The organism is Rhodothermales bacterium (genome assembly GCA_013002345.1).
In the GTDB taxonomy this organism is placed as follows: Bacteria; Bacteroidota; Rhodothermia; order Rhodothermales; family JABDKH01; genus JABDKH01.
The window spans coordinates 1-19,296 of record JABDKH010000141.1; the positions used below are offsets into that span (position 1 = coordinate 1).

Consider the following 19,296-nt stretch of genomic DNA (forward strand, 5'->3'; position numbering starts at 1 on the left):
GCGCAGAGAGTGTATGCCGCTCTGGATCGAGGTCAGATAGGGAAAACTCATGCTACCCGGAGGCTCGCGTCATTCCAGGCCCAGCGCGACGACGATGAACAGGAACAACGTCGACAAGGCCATCAACTGCAGGAACAGCGGCAACATGAACTTGAGCCACTTGTCCCATGGGATGCCGGCCAGGCTGAGCATGGCCATGAGGACGCCTGACGTCGGAACGATGGTATTCGAAAACCCGTCGCCGCACGTGAATGCGAACACGGCCGTCTGTCGAGTCAGTCCGAGGACGTCGGCGAGCGGCGCCATCAGCGGCATCGTGACGGCCGCCTGGCCCGAGCCCGACGGAATGAAGAAGTTCAGCACCGTCTGGAACCCCAGCATGCCCGCAGCCGCCAGGTAAGACGGCAGATGCTGCAGCACTCCCGCCGCCGAGTAGATGAGGGTATCCAGAATCTGGCCGTCATCCAGAACAACCTGAATGGCTCGTGCGAATCCGACCACGAGCGCCGCAACGACCATCTCCTCCATGCCCTTTACGGCCGCCTTCGCCGCCTCAGTCAGGGAGAGTCCGGAAACAACAATCGCGACGAGTCCCATCAGAATGAAGCCGCCACCCATCTCCGCCAGCCACCATCCCATCTCCTGAATTGCGAACAGAATGAATCCGAAGATGACTACACAGGAGACCAGAATGATGAGGTGACGGCGATTAAACTCCTCAATGACGTAGTCGTGATGCGACAGATCGAAATCGTCATCCGGCATGACGGACGCCGAGGGATCCTTCTTGACCCGCGCACCATACCGCAACACGTAGGTGAGTGTTACCGCCAGGCACGAGACAAGAAAGACAAGCCGAAAGGGAATAAGGCTGTTCAGCGGGAGCTCGGCAATGCCCTGTGCGATGTTCACCGTGAACGGATTGGTCGTGGCGGCGGCAAAACCGACATCCGCTGCCACCATGACGAGTGCCAGTCCGAAAATGCGATCGTAGCCCAGCTCTTTCGACACCAGAAGGAACAGGGGTACGAGCGGAATGAACTCCTCTCCCATTCCCAGCGTCGAGCCACCGACGGCAATCGACGTCATGAGGACGATCGTGAGCAGTGGTCCCGAATCCCGAAACCGACCAAGCAGCTTGTGGAGTCCGGCGATGATCGTCCCTGTTCGCTGCAGGATTCCGAAAACGCCGCCAAGCACGAAGATGAAGAAGATGATGTCCGCCGCCGCTTCCATGCCACGCGGAATCGCACTCAGGAAGCCTTCAAGACTGACGGGTGACGCCTGTCCTTCCACCGGCTGACCGAAGATGAGACCCTTCGCGGAATAAACCTTCGGGATGCGCTCGAAGCTGTCAGGCACGATGACATTGCGCTCCAGCGACCCGACTTGAATGGCCTCGCGGTCATACGACCCGGACGGCACGAGATAGGTCAGCAGGCTGCAAAAAAGAACGACGCCGGTCAGCAGCGTAAAGACGTGCGGAACTTTGATGCGATCAAGTAGGGACTTGGACATCTCGACTCAGTTAGCTTCGGGAAAGCGGGAAGATAGGGGTGAGATGCCGAAGTCGCAGTCGCGTCGGCCGCCGTTCTCTTTCTGCAGTCAGGACGGCAAGGTTGCGGTCGGCTCGCGCGACGAACTCCCCAGCAACACGTCCAGGCGTTCGCGAGCTTCGTCTACGAGAGGAACGTATTCCGGATCACAGTCGGACCACAGTGCAATGAAACGCGTGTAGTATTCGATGGCCTTTTCAGTCTGACCGAGTTCGTCGTACGCCTGTGCCAGACCTCGATACGAGGGTCCGAGATACATCGTCTCGGCCTGGTTCAGCCACGCGATCGAATCATACCACCGGACAGCGTCCTCATACCGACCCGCCGCGAGCAGGAGTTCCGCCTTCATGAAGCGATCTGCCGTTCCAAACGCGTGAAACGCCAGCTGGCCGAAGTTCGTCGAGCTGTCCAGCGTAAGCTTCTCCAGCAAGGCCAGTGCGTCATCCGTCCGGCCGTGCGCCAGCGCGATCTCTGACTCGATCCGAATCGGTACGTCGCGGAAGAAGCTGCCGGACTGGTCCACCGTCGGCAGTTCCTTGAACCGGGTCACGAGATCCCGTGCCTTGTCCGCATCACCGCCCCGGGCGGCCAGCGCCGCACGGAGATAGAGTCGCTCGGCAGGTCCGACCACCAGCAGTTCATCGCCCAGCAAAGTGAGCAGGAAGGGTGAGACGGAATCCCCGAGCGCCTCGAGTCGGTCTGCCGTCGCAGTAACCAGTTCCTTCGGCCAATCAATGAACGGAATAAGGACGGGTGACAGATGCATCATATGCGGCTCAATCTCTTCGCCCTCCGCTGCGAGCCGCAACGATTCGTCAAACTTACCCTGCGCCGCGGCGAACGCCGCCAGTACGCTGTATTCATAGCTTCGCATCCCCGATCCTCGCTCCGACGCGACACCGAGCCTTGCAAGCCGTTCGGCCCCTTCGGGCCTCCGGCTATATAATCCTACACCTTGAGTTGCATACATCAAGGTCGTACTAGGTGCGGCACTGAGCTCCGATACAATGCTGTCCTGCATCGACGTGTTGTCCGTGCCGAACGCAAGCATGGCGGCGACCTCAAGCCGGAATCGATCGGACGCTGCCGTGACGAGGTCATGGTATTTCTCAAGGTCATCTGTACGTCCGTCGGCGGCGGCAAGGCGGGCGAGGTGCACAGCGGCAGGGTAGTTGTGCGGTTCCAGTGCGAGGATCTTTTCAAACAGGTCCCTGGATTCGGCTGGCGACCGACCTTTCGTAGGCGCACCATGAAAGAGCGCCTCGCCGAGTTGCCAGAGTGCCTCCACATCGTTGGGATACTGACCGAGATAGGCACGAAATCGATCTTCCGCTTCAAGCACCCGACCATTCCGCCAGACGAAGAAGGCCGTAAGCAGCTGACGCTCGCGATCCGGTAGCCGATTCGCAAGCGAGAGCGCCTTCTTGGCCGGCTCGTAGATGAGACCTGTACTGCCCCACTCGTTTGCAATACTCAGTCGATAGTAGGCGAGCGCGAACAGCGTGTCCAGCCTGACGGCCTCTTCAAGCGAGACCGTCGCAGCCGGGAAATCGCCCGCCCGAATCCACCGCTCGCCCTCCAGATACGCCTTCAAGGCCGGAAGCGACGAGGTCGTCACAGAAGCGAGTTGCCGAACACGCCCCTCACCCTCCAGTCCCAGCTTTCCCAGCAGTCTTGCGGAGAGCTCGTCGATGGCGTCAAGGATTTCGGATTGCGCGGCACTTACGCCGACCTCGCCAGTGACGGACGCCTCGTCAAGATCATACGTCGCGGCGCTCATCTCTACCTGATCGCCGATAGCCACGAGGTCGCCCATGATGAATCGCTTCGCTCCGAAGTGGAGCGCCACCGTTCGGGCCGCGTCAGGGTCCAATCCGTCAGCAAAGTTGTTGCTGACGTATGCAATCAGAGCACGCGGATCCACCGTGCTCAGCGCGCCAGCCCCGTCCAGCTTCGTACTCACAAGATTGACGAGTCCCTCACCGAGATACTGCAAGTCGTCGCCACCCCGGATCACAAAGGGCATGACTGCCACCGTTCTCTCCGAGACCGCAAGACCTTCCGTATCGTCGCTGCCACTTCGACTCCATAATCCGATCGCCATGAGCAGTGCCGCCAGTACGACCACAGCCGCGCCCGCAAACAGAGCAGTCCTGTTCCGCGACGCAGGCGAAGGCGCGGCAGTAGCCACGTGAGATCCCGAGCCACTCGACCGAGTCGGACGGAATGCGTCCAGCGCGCCGACCACGTCCAGCGCCGACTGGAACCGGGCCTCTGGATCCTTCGCAAGAAGCCGCCCGACCACCGCCGACAACTCATCTGAAACACCGTCGACCAGAGTCGAAACCGGGACGGGATCTTCATTCAAGATGGCATACGCGACGGCCGCCTCGTAGTCGCCCGCAAACGGCCGCGCGCCGGTCATCATCTCGTACAGAACCACACCGAGGGCCCAAAGATCGGCCCGCTGATCAACCGGCTCGGCTCGCGCCTGCTCCGGGCTCATGTATGCTGCCGTGCCGAGCGTCGAACCCGTCTGCGTAAGCTCCACGGACGAACCTTCCAGCTTGGCCACGCCAAAATCCAGGATCTTCACGATGCCCCGATCCGTGACCATAATGTTCGCCGGCTTCACGTCACGATGCACGATTCCCGCTTCGTGCGCCCGGGCGAGACCCTCCGCCATCTGTGCCGCAATGTCGACCGCTTCTTCAACCGGGAGGCACCCGTCCCGCATGAGGTACTTCAGCGTCTGGCCGTCGTAGTAGGCCATGACGATGTACAACTCACCGTCGTCCGTCTCACCGATATCAAAGATCGTGCAGATGTGTGCGTCGTCCAGCGCCGACGCCGACTTCGCCTCCTGCACAAACCGGTCGTTTGACGACTTGTCCTTGCTGAGTCGTGCCGGCAGAAACTTCAGCGCCACGGTCCGATCGAGTCGCGTGTCCACGGCCTTGTAGACCACGCCCATGCCACCCTCGCCCAGTTGCTCGAGGATCTCATAGTGGGATATGGTACGACCGATCATCTAGACGCGATTGCAGAAGGTAGGATGGGGCTTACCTTCTGTTTCACTCTTGCGTCTCCGCCGGAGACGAGCCCTTGAGCTTGCTACCGTAGAAGACGCCGACCGCTCCCAGAATGGGGTTCAGCCATGAAAGCCAGACGGGCTGAATTCCGTTGGTCATCGCCTCAAACATGGGGATGTCGTCGGGACGGAGGCCCGCGGCACGCTCCATACCCATCTCATAGAACACGGAAATGACACCCAGCACGATTACGACCCCGATCAGAATCTTGACAGAAAGATCGGTGCGCCCGATCGCTTTACAGACGAATCCTCCGGCGACGGCGGCCGCGAGGCTCAGGATGATCGTCGCGACAATCCAGATACCGGTTACTTCGTAGGAGCCCGGCTGAAACGCACCGTTGGCGCCAAGAACCATCCATGCGGCCGACATGAGGACCATGATGGATATGAAGATGACGATGTAGCCGGCGATTGCGGCGAGTATGCTGCGCAACATGTTGATACCTCCCTGGCGATGTGAGTCGACCGAATTTACACGATTGGTGCGGCATTCCAATTTGCAGGGAATGAGCGCCGCCTCCGCTGACCGCGACTCGGACTGGCATCGCTCTTCATTGACTTGGCCACCAGGCACGTCTATTTTGAGTGAATCGACCCCTGACCCCCGCCATGTCGGCAACAGGGCTTCGGTACCACTTCTATTTGATGACGAAACGCAATAATCCGAGGCTTAAGAAATGCGAATAGTTACGGTCTTGTCGCTCGCGGCGCTTTTTATCCTGGGCACGTCCACCGTGTCCGCACAGGACTCCGAGTACAATCTGAACGTCCCGACATCCGACGATATTAATGTCGGATACAATACGGGTATTCACTCCGGTGCGCGAGACATCGCCGGCCCGCTGGACGGTGACGGTGACGGCAAGTATGAGGTGTATGTTGCCGACTACAGCGGCGGCGGCCGGGTGCACGTCGTCGAGAATGTCTCGCCGGACGTCTGGGAGCTGGTGTACAGTACGCCCGTACTTGACTCCACTGCCACGACCAACAACATCCGCACGATGAATGTCGGCGACATGGATAATGACGGTAAAGGTGAGATCTATTTTCTGTCCGGTCGGGGCTTCAGCGCCACGAACCCGAACATAGCAAACTATCCGCCAGGCATGTATGTCTTCGAAAATGTCGGGGATAATGACTGGGGTACCGCGCCGGCGACTGTCTTTGAGTTCAACGGTGACCTGCCGGACCGCTGGCGCGCAGAGCGCATGGACGTGGAGGACGTTGACGGCGATGGCCGCGATGAGGTCCTGCTGGCCAACAATGGCTCCTCGAACGACGACGATACGTGGTACGTGATTGGAGCATCGGGCGACATCGGTTCCGGATTTGAGGTCTTCGTCGAGGAGCTGAAGCTTGCATCCAGAAGCGCATCGTATGATACTCAGGAGCGCGGCGGCGGCAGCCCCTATTCAGCCATTGCAGCCGATTTTGACGGCGATGGCATGTGGGAGATCAGCCTGCACTCGTGGAATTTTTACAACTTTACGAACGCGCGGGCCACAGGAGTCGATACGTACACGACCCCAGAGGCCGAGAACCTGACCAACATCAACCTTCAGGCGGCATTTCCGGCCGACCATGTCGCGTTCTTCGGTTGCGTGGCTGTCGACATCAATGGCGACAACGATGATGAAGTCGTCTGCCCGAACCTCGACACCGGTGACGGAAGCATCATCAACTACGAGGCGGGCGAAGAGACGCTGGAAATCGTGGCTGACAACATCGCAGTGGGAGTCCTCGAAGGGCTGTCAACGCTGGGCGTCGGGGCCGGAGACCTCAATGGGAATGGCTTGATGGAGATCTTTGGGACCGGCCTTTCCTATACGGGCGGTCAATTTGACAACGGAAGTTCCCCGGGCTGGATTAACAGGTGCGAGTACACGGCCGGCGACGTCGAAGATTCCGCGAGCTATGTGTGTGATCGGCTTTTCTTCGATGCCGACCGGCTGGAGTCGAAGTTCCGTCGCATTGAGCGCGACTCGGCAGGCGTCATGACCGTCTATCACGAGGATGGAGCGCAGGGGCCGGAATTCGTTTCGAAGTTCGCCTACCTGGGTGATGCGGACATGGACGGCAAGAACGAGCTCGCTTTCGCCCTGCAGGGCGTTGACGATTCTACGTTCGTTATCGACGAGGTCTGGGACGGCTCTGCCTATGTGCGCACGGTGCGCACGGCCGAGGCGAACCCGAACCGCACGTTCATGAAAGTTATTTCGGGCGCCGGCGACGTAGTCAGCATTGAAGACGAGTGGATCGTGCTTCCGTCCGACTACAAGCTGTACGAGGCTTATCCAAACCCGTTCAATCCGAGCACAACGATCTCGTTCGAACTGCCGATTGACAAGAACATCCGGCTCAACATCTACGACATGACCGGACGTCTGGTGAGATCGCTCATCAGTGATCAGACTCTTGCATCCGGTCGCCACGAAATCACGTGGAACGGGCGGAGCGATTCGGGTCTCGCGGTCGCCTCCGGTACGTATGTCTACTCCCTCGAGTATGGCAATTTCCGTCAGAGCAAGACGATGGTTCTCGTCAAGTAGACTGAAAAGGGGCATTTGTGTCGAAGGGAGGGGCCCGGCGCTCCTCCCTTCTTTGCCCTTCCTGAGCCCCGTTTGAACGTTCAGTTCAGTTTTGGCGGCCGAAGGCTTCAGATCGTGCGACTGCCTCGAATCGCCACGACATTTTCCGTATCATCCGGTTCATTCATCGGATTTCGACTCTTCCAGCCTAAGGAATCGCATATGACTCGTCGTTCCACCTGGAGACTCTCACGCGCAATCTCGTCCGGCCGCGTCGTCGCACTCCTCGTTCTGACAGCCGCTTTGTACGCCCCTGCCGCTCTTGGCCAGGGAAAAATCGCCGGAACGGTCACCGACGGCAACAACGGTGATCCGCTGATCGGCGTCAACGTGCTGATCGCGGGCACGATGCAGGGCACCGTGACAGATGTCAACGGCGACTACATCATACTCAACGTTCGACCCGGCGACTATTCACTGGTGTACTCATACATCGGCTTCAAGAAGCAGACCGTCTCCGGTGTACGTGTCTCAACCGGCCAGACGACCCGATACGACGTTCGACTGACGGAACAGGTCTTCGAGGGGGAGGAAATCATCGTACAGGCTGAGCGACCGCTCGTCCAGCGGGATCTGACGGCCTCCAAGAAGACTGTCGTTGCCGAGGAGATTGCATCACTGCCCGTTGAAAGCTTCTTCGGCGTTCTTCTGACGCAGGCCGGCGTGAACACAGGACCCAGCGGCGAAATCCATATCCGCGGCGGGCGCTCGAACGAGGTAGCCTACCTCGTCGACGGTATGTCCGTGGGCAACCCGTTCAACACGAACGGCCTTGCTACGAGCGTTTCTACCGACGCCATCCAGGAAATGACGGTTATTTCTGGCGCCTTCAATGCCGAGTACGGCAAGGCCATGTCGGGCATCGTGAATCTCGTCACCAAAGAGGGGGGCGATCAGTACACCGGCTCGATCAGCGCCTGGGGAGGCAGCACGGTCACCGCCAACGACGACGTGTTCTTTACACCTTCAGGCGTTGGTATGCGAAACTACACGCTGGAGGGCAGTCTGAGCGGACCGGTACCGTTCTGGAAGAAGCTGCGGTTCTTCGCCTCCGTACGGCACGATGACGACGAGGGGCACATTTACGGGAAGCGGGAGCACTCGCCCGGCGACTCCGCTAATTTCAACGTCGATCCCTGGTATTACGAACTCCAGGGAACGCCGGTATCCCCTGACGACGTCGGCCCGGTGGATGCGGAGACTGTGCCTATGAATCCGAGCAAGGGCACCAACTTCATTGGCAAACTCTCGACGCGACCGTTTTCCGGTACGAAGATCGAGTACTCCTTCCTGCTCGACAAAGACGAATGGACGCCGTTCGATTTTGCCGACCGCTTCAATCCCGACGGTCTGGCGTCGAATTACGACCTCGCCATGAACCACAGCCTGCACTGGACGCACACCCTGAACGAAAGGACGTTCTACACGCTGCGGGTGTCGTACCAGAAACAGGATTTCGAGAGCTACCTGTACAAGTGCGACGAGGCGTGCAGAGCCGGCGACACGCCTGTCGATCCCCGATACGTTTCAACCGGAAGCATTCTTGGATTTCCCGGCAACAACTTCACCTTTGGTGGCGACGACAAGGGTCACGTGTACGAGTCCTCGCGGACCTTCCGTGGCAAATTCGATGTCACGAAACAGTTCGGTACGATCCACGAGGCCCGCGCCGGTCTGGAAGCCGAATTGACGAGTCTTGATCGCGAGAACTTCGTCGTACTGTACGACAACGATCAGTTTCGACGGCCGACCGTCCCCTCCCTCGAATCACCGCTTCACGACAAGTACGTGAATCAGGATGTTCAGCAAATCGCGGCATACGCACAGGACAAACTGGAATTCGACAACTTCATCATCAACGCGGGCGTGCGCGTCGAGCACTTCCGCCCGAACGGATTCACCGTGGGGAGCCTGCTGAATCCGCCGGAGCCGGGACTTGACCAGGAGCAAACGAATGCGCGTCTGCTCGCGGCCGGAAACAAGACGTACGTCTTGCCCAGAATAGGCGTTTCGTTCCCGATCACGAACCGAGGAATCCTCCATTTTTCCTACGGTCATTTCGCACAGATGCCACCCCTGCGCAACATGTACGTCAACCCGGAATTCGAGTTTGGCGCCGGCGAAACACCGACGTTTGGCAACGCCAACATGCGGCCGGAACGCGCTGTGCAGTATGAGATCGGATTGCAGCAGCAGATCAGTGACCAGCTCGCCTTCGACGTCACAGGATTCTTCAAGGATATCCGTGACTATCTGGCTCCACAGAACGTGCAGTTCAGCACGATTTCAGGTCAGAGCAATTATGCGATCTACCTGAACAAGGACTACGCAAACGTGCGAGGCGTCACCTTCGCCCTGACGAAGCGAAGGTCACGCAACGGTCTGCTCTCAGCCACCATCGACTACACATTCCAGAATGCGGAGGGCAATAACAACGATGCGGGCGCCTTCTTCTTTAACTTCCTCAGTGGGCGGGAGACCGAGCTTGAAATCGTTCCGCTCGATTTCGATCAGCGACACATCGTTTCCTCAACCGTGACGCTCACGAAACCGGGCAACTGGAACGTATCGTTTATCGGCTCCTTCAGCACGGGCTATCCCTATACACCATCGCTCATTGACCAGAAGCTGGACCAGCTCCCGAATCAGGGACGCAAGCCCACGCAGATCGACCTGGATGCCACCGTGTCCAAGCAGATCAATATCGACCGGTTCAGCGTGCGGCTGTTTGCCAAGGTGTTCAACGCGCTTGATCGGCTCAATGAGCGATTTGTGTTCGACGAGACGGGCCGTGCGAGTTACTCGCTCAACGAGCGACTCAATGTCCATGCTCCGTGGAAATCTCTGTACGGACAGCCCGGCATTCACACGCTCGAGGAGTGGGACACAAGACCACAATGGTACTCGCGCCCCCGCGAGATCAAGATCGGTGCGACCTTAAGTTTCTAGCCTAATTGATTCAGCGCATGACTGCGAAGACGTCAATCTTGACAAAACTCATTGCCCTGGCCCTGGTGTCCATCCTGCTCTCACCGACCGTGAGTGCCCAGGAAAATAGAACAAGGCAACGCGGATGGAACGTCCAGGAAGTATCCCGGTGGTTCGATTCCCAGGCGGCTCGCGGATCCACGAGCGCACAATATGCCGACTGTCCTGACTTCACGTCCCGCCGGGATGTGATCATGAACGGTAACCGGATCCGGACTCAGATCCAGAATTTTGGATCGATTTCATCGCCCGGCAACCGGATTACGGACATTGTCTGGAACGACCTGGGCTACGGGTATGAGTTCGGTCCCTTCGTAGCTGCGGAGATCGTCGACGAAGGCCGGCAGGACCCGAAGAGTGTCGAACTACTTGACGAACAGGGTAATCCCGTTCTGGACGACAGCGGCAATCCGATCTACGTCATGCACATCGTCTCGGACGGACTGACATCGAATGGTGGCGAGACCGCACCCGACGGCCGTGAGTGGTGGGGCTGGCAGCCCATCCCGTGCGCTCTACCCGTCGGCGGGTTCGAGGGTATTGAAGTCGTCAACCCGGATTCTGACCTGATTCCAACCAGTGACGCCGAGGACCTGCCGCCCAGGGATGGGAAGCCCGATTCGTGGCCGGACTCCTGGTACAACGAAAACTTGCAGCAGTATGTCTGGCCTGGCGCACTCCAACAGGGCGCCTCCAACGCCGACAAGGAACTGCTGTACTTCATGAATGACTACTCGAATCGGGAGTTTGTGTATGAGCCGTTCGAGAACGACACGACCCGGAAGGGACTCGGACTGGAAGTTGAGACCCGCATCTACCAGTGGGCGAATCCTCTGGCTGAAGACGTCATGTTCCTGATCTACAAGATCACAAACAAGAGTGACAAGGATCTCGAGAAGGTCATCTTCGGCATGTGGGGAGATCCTCACGTCGGTGGTCCAAGTGACTGGGCGGACGACTGGGCGTTCTTCGATCGTGATCGAAACCTCGTATATGCCTGGGATGACGACGGACGATCGGATCTTCCGGGTGTAGTGCCTGGCTACTTCGGTTACAAATTTCTTGAGAGCCCGGGCGTCGGGACCGAAATCCTGAATGGCGTCCTGGTCCCCGGAGACGGAATCGACAATGATGGAGACGGCCTCATTGACGAATCGTGGACGGACGGGATCGATAACGATGGTGACTGGGAGGTAGAGAACGACGACGTGGGAGTGGATGGGCGACCGGGCACCGGTGACGAGGGAGAGGGCGATGGGGTGCCGACCGCCGGCGATCAATTCGACATCACGAAGCCCGGCGAGCCGGATTTTGAATTCACGGACATCGACGAGAGCGATCAGATCGGACTGACGTCTTTTGCGTCGCCGCCATTTGCCGGATATCGGATTTCGAACGACGAACTTGTCTGGCAGACCATTCAGCCGGGCCGATTCGATGTTGTGCCTACCGAACCCGGAGACTACGTGTTTCTGTATGGTTCAGGGTCCTTCAGCCTTCTCGCCGGACAGACGAAGCGATTCTCGATCGCCCTGATCGTCGGCGACAACCTCGAAGATCTCTTTCTCAATGCAGAGACCGCCCAACAGATCTACGACGTCGGCTATCGTTTCGCACGGCCACCGGACAAACCACAACTCACGGTTGTCCCCGGCGACGAGAAGGTCACACTCTACTGGGGCAGTGTATCGGAAGAATCTGAAGATCCGTTGTCGCGTGAGAAGGACTTTGAGGGGTACGTCGTTTACCGTTCTACAAATCCCGAGTTCAGTGACCTCCAGACCATCACGGACATCAACGGGTCCAGATTCCTGTTCAGGCCGCTTACTACTTCGAGAGGTGTTGAGGCCAAGTTTGATCTTGACAATGGCCTGAAAGGGCCATCTCCGATTCCTTTCCCAAGACGAGGCGTTTCCTTCGACCTCGGCGACGATACCGGCATCGTTCATTCCTTCGTCGACTCGAACAATGTGATCAATGGACAGACGTACTACTACGCGGTAACGGCGTATGACCGCGGGTTCAGCGGTGGCGACGAAGGAAGTCTGCAGGGTGGCATCCCGCCCTCTGAGACGAGCAAGACCATCACGTACGATCCCACAACCGACAAGTACATCTTTGACGTCAATACGGCGCGGGTCATTCCGGGACCTCGAGTAGCCGGGTATGTTGCGCCGTCAATCGCGGCGGCGGGTGGGTTGATTCACGAGACGGGCAACGGCACGGGCGTGATCAACATCGAAGTGGTCGATGAGTTTGCCATTCCAGATGGCGGCCAGTATCGCCTGGACTTCGACAAACTCGACGGCCAGACCGTCTACTCCGTGGTAGACGAAGTCATCAAGGAAGCGTGGTTTGTACCCAAGCCCGGCAAAGGAGTCAGCGTTCTTTACCCGAACATCATCCCGTCGTCGTTCAGTCTGAGGACCGTCGACGGAACGGCTCTGCAAGAAGGTGTTGACTTCACCCTCAACGCCGAGGGTGGGTCCGTGGTGGTCGTTGAGGGTAGCGCCAGTGCAAATGCTGACTCGTTGCTCGCGATGTTCCAGTACCGGCCGATAGCTGACAGCGACCTGTTGGATCTTGAGGAAGCCAACCCAATCTGGGAGGGGCTTCACGTCTCCGTTCTTGATCAGCCACTCGCGCTTGATACACTCCAGATCGGCTGGACAACAGGTGGCGGCGGGGTCGGATTCGAAGTCCGCACCGCGACATCAGGTCCGGGACGAATCCCGCAACCATCTGACTACGAAATCACTTTCGGAGGTACGACAACCTCGATCGTAACCGGACTGGAACTCCCGTTCACAATCGTGAACCTGACACGCGCCAACGAACAGATTGAGGCCTTCACGCCGGATCTAAACAATAACGGTGTCTGGGACCTGAGTGAACAGGTAATCTTCGTCGAGACGCTCGACGGCCGCCAGACCGCGACGTGGCAGGTGAAATTCATTGACGAGGGCGGCTTCCCGTCCGACGGCGATGTCTTCTATGTTCGCACGACCAAGCCATTTACGGACGACGATTCGTTCACCTTCGCCACATCCGCGGCGACCGTAGATGCGGATGTCGTCAAAGAGCAACTGCGCGACATTTACGTCGTGCCCAATCCATACGTGGCGGCAAACGAGATTGAACCTCGCAACCCCGTATCACGCTCCGAGCGTGGCGATCGCCGATTGTACTTCGCCAATCTGCCTCGCGAGTGTACGATTCGGATATACACGATCGCCGGAGAGCTTGTCGATACGATCCAGCACAGCGGAACGCTGGACAACGGCAAAGCCTTCTGGGATCTGCGAACGAAGGACAACATGAACATCGCGTACGGGCTCTACATCTTCCATGTAGATGCGGGCGATGACGGATCATTCATCGGCAAGTTTGCAGTCATCAAGTAGGTGGCCATGCACAACCAGCATACGACTATCGGTACAAGAACCGTGGAACGAATTTCTACTCTGGTACTCGCCTTGATGCTCGTGGCCGGATCCGCAGCAGCACAGGCGGATAACCCCGGCGGTGAGACTATCACCAAAGTCGGCACAACCTCGGCGCAGTTTCTGAAGATTGGTGTTGGCTCCCGGGCCATCGCACTGGGAGGCGCCTATGTAGCAGAGGCAAACGATCTGTCGGCGCTGTACTGGAACCCGGCAGGCCTGACGCGCATGCGCGGAAGTGCCGTGCAGTTCGCATATACGGACTATCTGGCCGACGTCCAGTACAACTTCGCGGCTGTAGGTACGAATCTCGGGACTCTGGGAAGTGTAGCCGCTTCGATCATATTCCTCGACTCCGGAGACATGACGGTGCGGACCATATCGAGACCCGATCCGGATGTCGCCACGGCGGAGCGCTTTTCCGTGCAGGACCTCGCGATGCAGTTGTCGTACGCCAAAGCGCTCACCGACCGCTTCTCCATTGGCACCACCGTCAAGTATGTCCGGGAAAAGATCTGGAATAGCTCCGCATCCAGCATGGCGTTCGACATTGGACTTGTCTTCACGACACCCTTCGAGGCGCTTCGCCTCGGCGCGAGCATGTCAAACTTCGGACCGAAGATGCAGATGAGCGGGCGTGACATTCTGTTCAGTGATGATCCGGATGCCGTCCAGAGCGGAAATGTCGAAGTTGTCAACGCAGAGTTCCTGACGGACGAGTTCTCGCTTCCATTGATATTCAGAATCGGACTGGCCTGGGACGCGGTCGCGACGGCCAACCACCGGATCGTTCTGCTCACGGATGCGGCTCACCCGAATGACAACAGCGAATACCTCAATGTCGGCGGTGAATACTCCTTCCGCGATCTGATTTTCTTCCGCGCCGGTATGCGGAATCTGTTCGAAGAGGATGGCGAACAGGGCCTCACATTCGGGGGCGGACTGAATCTGCGTATCGACCGGGCACTACGCGTCCGGGTCGATTACGCATACGCGGACTTCGGACGTCTCGAACAGACCCACTGGTTCACGCTCGACCTTTCGTTCTAGCCGGGAACCACATTGGACACCCGCCCAACAGCCTATCGGAATCGTATCAGTCAGGCGGTGGGTGCCTTCATCCTGCTGGCTCTTCTGGTCTTTGGTCCCGCGACACAATCCGCGGCCCAGCTGCTGGATGACATCGTTGATGCCCGCGTGTCGATGGCAAAAGTCGTGACTACGCCAATGGGCAAGGCCACGTTTGTCGAGACACAAACGGATCCCGTGTCCTTCGAGTACAACGGTGTCGCATTCAGCGCGCGGACAAACGCCGGCGTAGTAGAAGGCTGGGCTCGCTTCCTGACCGACACCGGCTGGACGGAGTGGATCGAAATGCACATCGTGTATTCGGCTACTGGTGGAACGGTGATGGGTGGCGTCCGGGGAGACGCGGTTAGGGCGGGTCCCTACGCACTGCGATTCAGCATCGATTCCGGGATGACGCTCCGCATCACAGGCACCGGCGTTTTTGACACGCGCAAGGACGTCGACGGGCAGCCGGCATCCCACTCCGACTCCGAAGAGACCTCGGGCTCGTTCGGAGAACTGGCCGTCGATCCCCCGCCGCTGATCACGAGGACAGAATGGTCGGCCGACCCGTTCATCGGGACGCCCGTGCCACTCGCCGATCCGTCATACAACTACATGACGTTTCATCACGCCGCCGGGTTTTCGGCCACAAGTCGTGAAGACGGGCTTGCCCAGGTCAAGGCAATCCAGGACCTGCACCAGAACGTCCGAGGATGGAGCGACATCGGTTACCAGTTTGTGATTGACCGCGGAGGTCGCATCTACCAGGGCCGCCCGTTCCTTGATGGCAGCACGTCTCTCGGCGAACTCCCACGACTCGCAATGGGAGCACACGTAGGTGGCGCAAACACAGGCAACATCGGCATCTGCCTTCTCGGTTGCTACCATCCATCCGAAGGCTCGTTCTGCACGGAAACGATTACGACGGAAGCCTACGACACGTACGTCCGGACCTTCGCTTTTCTCAGCGAAAACTATGGAGTAGACCCGGCGCTGATCCGTGGACACCGCGATTTTAGTAGCACGGCATGCCCCGGCGATAACAACTATCGCCTGTTATGCAGCGGACCAGTGCGCGACACCGGCTGCACGGGACCGCAACTCCGTGTCGACGTCCAGAACCTGATCTCAACAGGCATCGTTCGGCCGGACGATCTTACGCTTTCCCAGAACTTTCCCAACCCCTTCGCCGACGCAACCGCGATTGACTACTACCTCAAGGAGGACGGGGTGGTAACGCTCAAAGTCTACGATTCGGTAGGTCGCGAAATCAACACTCTTGCCGACGGATTCCAGGACGGAGAGCGGTGGTATAACGTCACGTTCGACGGTGGGAAAGTGGCCGCCGGAACCTACTTCGTTCGTCTGGAAGTTCTCGGGATCGGTAACAAGAAATCGAGTCGTACAGCGACGATGACGGTCGCCAGATAGACGAGCGGTACGCCAGCCGGCGAGACTACTCCCGATACGTTCGCGCACAGTGGTGTTCTGGAAACCGGCAATGCAGTGTCGGTACTCGACGACCCTACCGGTGCTTCTGTCTCCTTTACCGCTGGCCATCCACTTGCCCACCGCGGGCGCCCGTCCAATCAGTCCGGCAGGATTACCTGAACATCCAGGGGCTCTCTTCATGCGTCCAATACACTCCCGACAGACGCTGACGACACTTTTCACGTCGACCCATCACGGATGACACGTATCACACTGTTCACCCCTGAGGGCGCGGATTCCTTCCGAAATCATGATGACTACCATCCCAAGCGCCGCAGCCGGATCGGCCCACCACCACCCGAAGAGCGCATTCAGCCCGAGCCCTGCCAGCAAGACAACCGACAGATAGGCGCATAAATCGGTCTGTCGTGAGTCCGACTCCATGGCCAGACTGCCAAGTTCACGGGACACGGCGCGCTTTTTCCTCGCAAGAATCGGCATGACGATGATCGACGCCACAGCGAGGGCGATACCAACGGGACTGACGGCAGCCGGCTCGCGCTGGATCAGCGACTCGGCGGACTCGTACGCGACGTATGCCGCCAGAACGAAGAAGGACAGACCCACCAGCTTCTGCGCCCTTCGCTCCCGTTCCTCGCCGACCTCTCCGTCGCGAAGCCGCCACAACAGCACACCCCCCGACAGGCTCTCAATAATCGAGTCGAGTCCAAAGCCGACCAGCGATGTACTTCCTGCCAGTGATCCAGCCGTGATCGCCACCGCTGCTTCGACCGTGTTCCAGCCTACCGTGAGGTACTCGAGCATCCGCGCCCGCGATAGTGGGCTCTGTGCCGACGTAATCTCGATCACAAAACTATTACCCTGCCACAAAAGGCAGCATTCGCTCGTGGTTAGTCGTCGCGGTCCCACCCCCAAGCCCTTCTCCCAGGCGTAGGCCCTTATTCCAACCCGTCCTTTGCATGAAGATCCCCAAAAATCGGTACAAGACGGTCAAACACGCCTCTTTCCTACCTCCGGGTAAGGCGTTACCCGACGAACATTCTCAACTGCCGTTGCTATACTAACGACCCATTGGAAGTGAGTCTGTTTCATAATAAACATCTCAGGAGCGGTTGTCGCGATGTCGCAAAACGGTCAAGACCTTCAAGTCCTGTATCCGCCGTCCGAGGCGTTCAGGACCAGAGCCCATATAAAATCACTAGAAGAATACCACGAGCTCTACGAGCAATCGGTGAAAAACCCGGATGCGTTCTGGGCCGAGCAGGCGCAGCGTATTGACTGGTTCGAGGATTTCCATACCGTCAAGGATGTCTCGTTCGCACGCGACGATGTACACATCCGCTGGTACCTCGGCGGCAAACTGAACGCTGCGTACAATTGCATCGACCGGCATCTCCCCACGCGGGCCGGTCAGACAGCGCTCATCTTCGAACCCGACGATCCAAAAGACCCGTCGAAACACATCACGTACCAGGAGCTGTACGAGGAGGTAGGACGGTTCGCCAACGTCCTCAAAGCGCGAGGCGTCAAGAAGGGTGATCGCGTCACGATTTACCTGCCGATGATTCCTGAGGCCGCGTACGCGATGCTCGCATGTGCCCGCATCGGCGCGATCCACTCGGTCGTGTTCGGTGGATTCTCTCCCGACTCGCTCGCGGATCGAATCCTGGATTGCGACTCCACGATTCTAATCACGTCCGACGAAAGCCTGAGAGGCGGGAAGCCCATTCCTCTGAAGAAGAACGCCGACAAGGCGCTCGAAAGGTGCCCGGACGTTGAGACCCTGCTCGTTGTTCGCCACACAGGCGGCCCGGTCGAATGGAAAGAAGGACGCGACTGCTGGCTGCACGAGGAAGCCGCGAAGGTGTCCGTCGACTGCGCACCCGAACCCATGGATTCCGAAGATCCGCTGTTCATTCTTTATACGAGTGGTTCGACCGGTAAACCGAAGGGCGTACTGCATACGACCGGCGGCTACATGGTCTTCACGTCGCTCACGCATGAGCTGATCTTTGATTATCACGAGGGGGATATCTTCTGGTGTACGGCTGATGTCGGCTGGGTTACCGGCCACTCGTACATCGTGTACGGTCCACTTGCCAACGGCGCAACCCAGGTCTTCTTCGAGGGCATACCGACGTACCCGACGGCGTCGCGATTCTGGGAGGTCGTTGACAAGCACAAAGTAACGCAGTTCTATACCGCCCCGACAGCAATCCGTGCGTTGATGCGGCTGGGAGAAGAGCACGTACGATCGACGGATCGATCATCGCTTCGGCTGCTCGGATCGGTTGGTGAGCCAATCAATCCGGAGGCGTGGCGCTGGTACAATGATGTCGTTGGAGATGGCCGCTGCCCGATTGTCGATACCTGGTGGCAGACGGAGACAGGCGGAATCCTGATCACGGGTCTTCCGGGAGCCGTCGCGCAGAAGCCCGGATCCGCTTCCCTCCCGTTCTTCGGTGTTCAGCCGGAGATCGTTGACCAGGAGGGGATTGTGCTTGAAGGAGCTACGGATGGCATCCTTGTGCTGACCGGTTCCTGGCCGGCGCAGGCTCGTACCGTCTATCGTGATCATGCCCGGTTCGTGACTACGTACTTCTCGACCTACGAAGGCAAGTACTTTGCCGGCGACGGCTGCCGACGGGACGAGGATGGCTATTACTGGATAACCGGGCGCGTTGACGACGTGATTAATGTCTCCGGGCACCGCATGGGTACGGCAGAGGTCGAGAGTGCCCTCGTGCTTCACGAAATGGTCGCCGAAGCCGCCGTCGTGGGTTTCCCTCACGCCGTGAAAGGCCAGGGCATCTACTGCTACGTGACGCTCATTGCTGATGCCGAGCCGACAGAAGATCTGCGGAAAGAACTCGTGCAGCATGTTCGGAGCGAAATCGGACCGATTGCGAAACCGGACGTCATTCAGTTCGCGCCGGCGCTGCCCAAGACTCGGTCCGGCAAGATCATGCGTCGCATCTTGCGGAAGATTGCGGAGAACCGGATCGATGATCTCGGCGACACGTCGACCCTTGCCGATCCGGGAGTGGTCCAGGATCTGACGAAGAACCGACAGACCGCCTGATCGCCACGGCCGATCACCGGCT

The 19,296-nt window shown here is 58.6% G+C and carries 10 protein-coding genes; 6 read left to right on the forward strand and 4 right to left on the reverse strand.

The genetic code is table 11. The features are described from left to right. Positions 1-69: 69 nt before the first annotated feature. From yfcC to HKN37_07085, 3 genes are all read right to left on the reverse strand, one after another. The gene (yfcC, locus tag HKN37_07075) at positions 70-1,518 is read right to left on the reverse strand and encodes a putative basic amino acid antiporter YfcC (protein ID NNE46405.1); all 1,449 of its coding nucleotides are present in this window, start codon (positions 1,516-1,518) and stop codon (positions 70-72) included. A gap of 87 nt (positions 1,519-1,605) precedes the next feature. Further along, positions 1,606-4,587 carry a protein kinase gene (locus HKN37_07080; GenBank protein ID NNE46406.1) on the reverse strand — a complete coding sequence of 994 codons (2,982 nt, stop codon included), beginning with the start codon at positions 4,585-4,587 and terminating at the stop codon, positions 1,606-1,608. A gap of 43 nt (positions 4,588-4,630) precedes the next feature. Next, positions 4,631-5,086, reverse strand: coding sequence for a hypothetical protein (locus tag HKN37_07085; protein NNE46407.1), 456 nt, complete (start codon positions 5,084-5,086; stop codon positions 4,631-4,633). Between the two features lie 241 nt (positions 5,087-5,327). Here HKN37_07085 and HKN37_07090 point away from each other — a divergent pair, with 241 nt between their 5' ends. From HKN37_07090 to HKN37_07110, 5 genes are all read left to right on the forward strand, one after another. After that, positions 5,328-7,199, forward strand: coding sequence for a T9SS type A sorting domain-containing protein (locus tag HKN37_07090; protein ID NNE46408.1), 1,872 nt, complete (start codon positions 5,328-5,330; stop codon positions 7,197-7,199). Between the two features lie 201 nt (positions 7,200-7,400). Next, positions 7,401-10,187 carry a TonB-dependent receptor plug domain-containing protein gene (locus tag HKN37_07095; GenBank protein NNE46409.1) on the forward strand — a complete coding sequence of 929 codons (2,787 nt, stop codon included), beginning with the start codon at positions 7,401-7,403 and terminating at the stop codon, positions 10,185-10,187. Positions 10,188-10,204: 17 nt separating this feature from the next. Then, the gene (locus HKN37_07100) at positions 10,205-13,630 is read left to right on the forward strand and encodes a hypothetical protein (GenBank protein ID NNE46410.1); all 3,426 of its coding nucleotides are present in this window, start codon (positions 10,205-10,207) and stop codon (positions 13,628-13,630) included. 6 nt (positions 13,631-13,636) lie between these two features. Further along, entirely contained in the window at positions 13,637-14,719 is a 1,083-nt protein-coding gene (locus HKN37_07105; protein ID NNE46411.1) for a PorV/PorQ family protein, read from the forward strand. A 12-nt stretch (positions 14,720-14,731) separates the two neighbouring features. Next, on the forward strand, positions 14,732-16,171 hold the full coding sequence (locus tag HKN37_07110) for a hypothetical protein (protein ID NNE46412.1): 1,440 nt from the start codon (positions 14,732-14,734) through the stop codon (positions 16,169-16,171). A gap of 252 nt (positions 16,172-16,423) precedes the next feature. Here the strand turns inward: HKN37_07110 and HKN37_07115 are convergent, their stop codons facing one another. After that, a complete protein-coding gene (locus tag HKN37_07115; GenBank protein ID NNE46413.1) occupies positions 16,424-16,996 on the reverse strand; it encodes a cation transporter in 573 nt (190 codons plus the stop codon). Positions 16,997-17,312: 316 nt separating this feature from the next. Between HKN37_07115 and acs the strand changes: the two genes are divergently transcribed. Next, entirely contained in the window at positions 17,313-19,274 is a 1,962-nt protein-coding gene (acs, locus tag HKN37_07120) for an acetate--CoA ligase (protein ID NNE46414.1), read from the forward strand. The last annotated feature ends 22 nt before the right edge of the window (positions 19,275-19,296 follow it).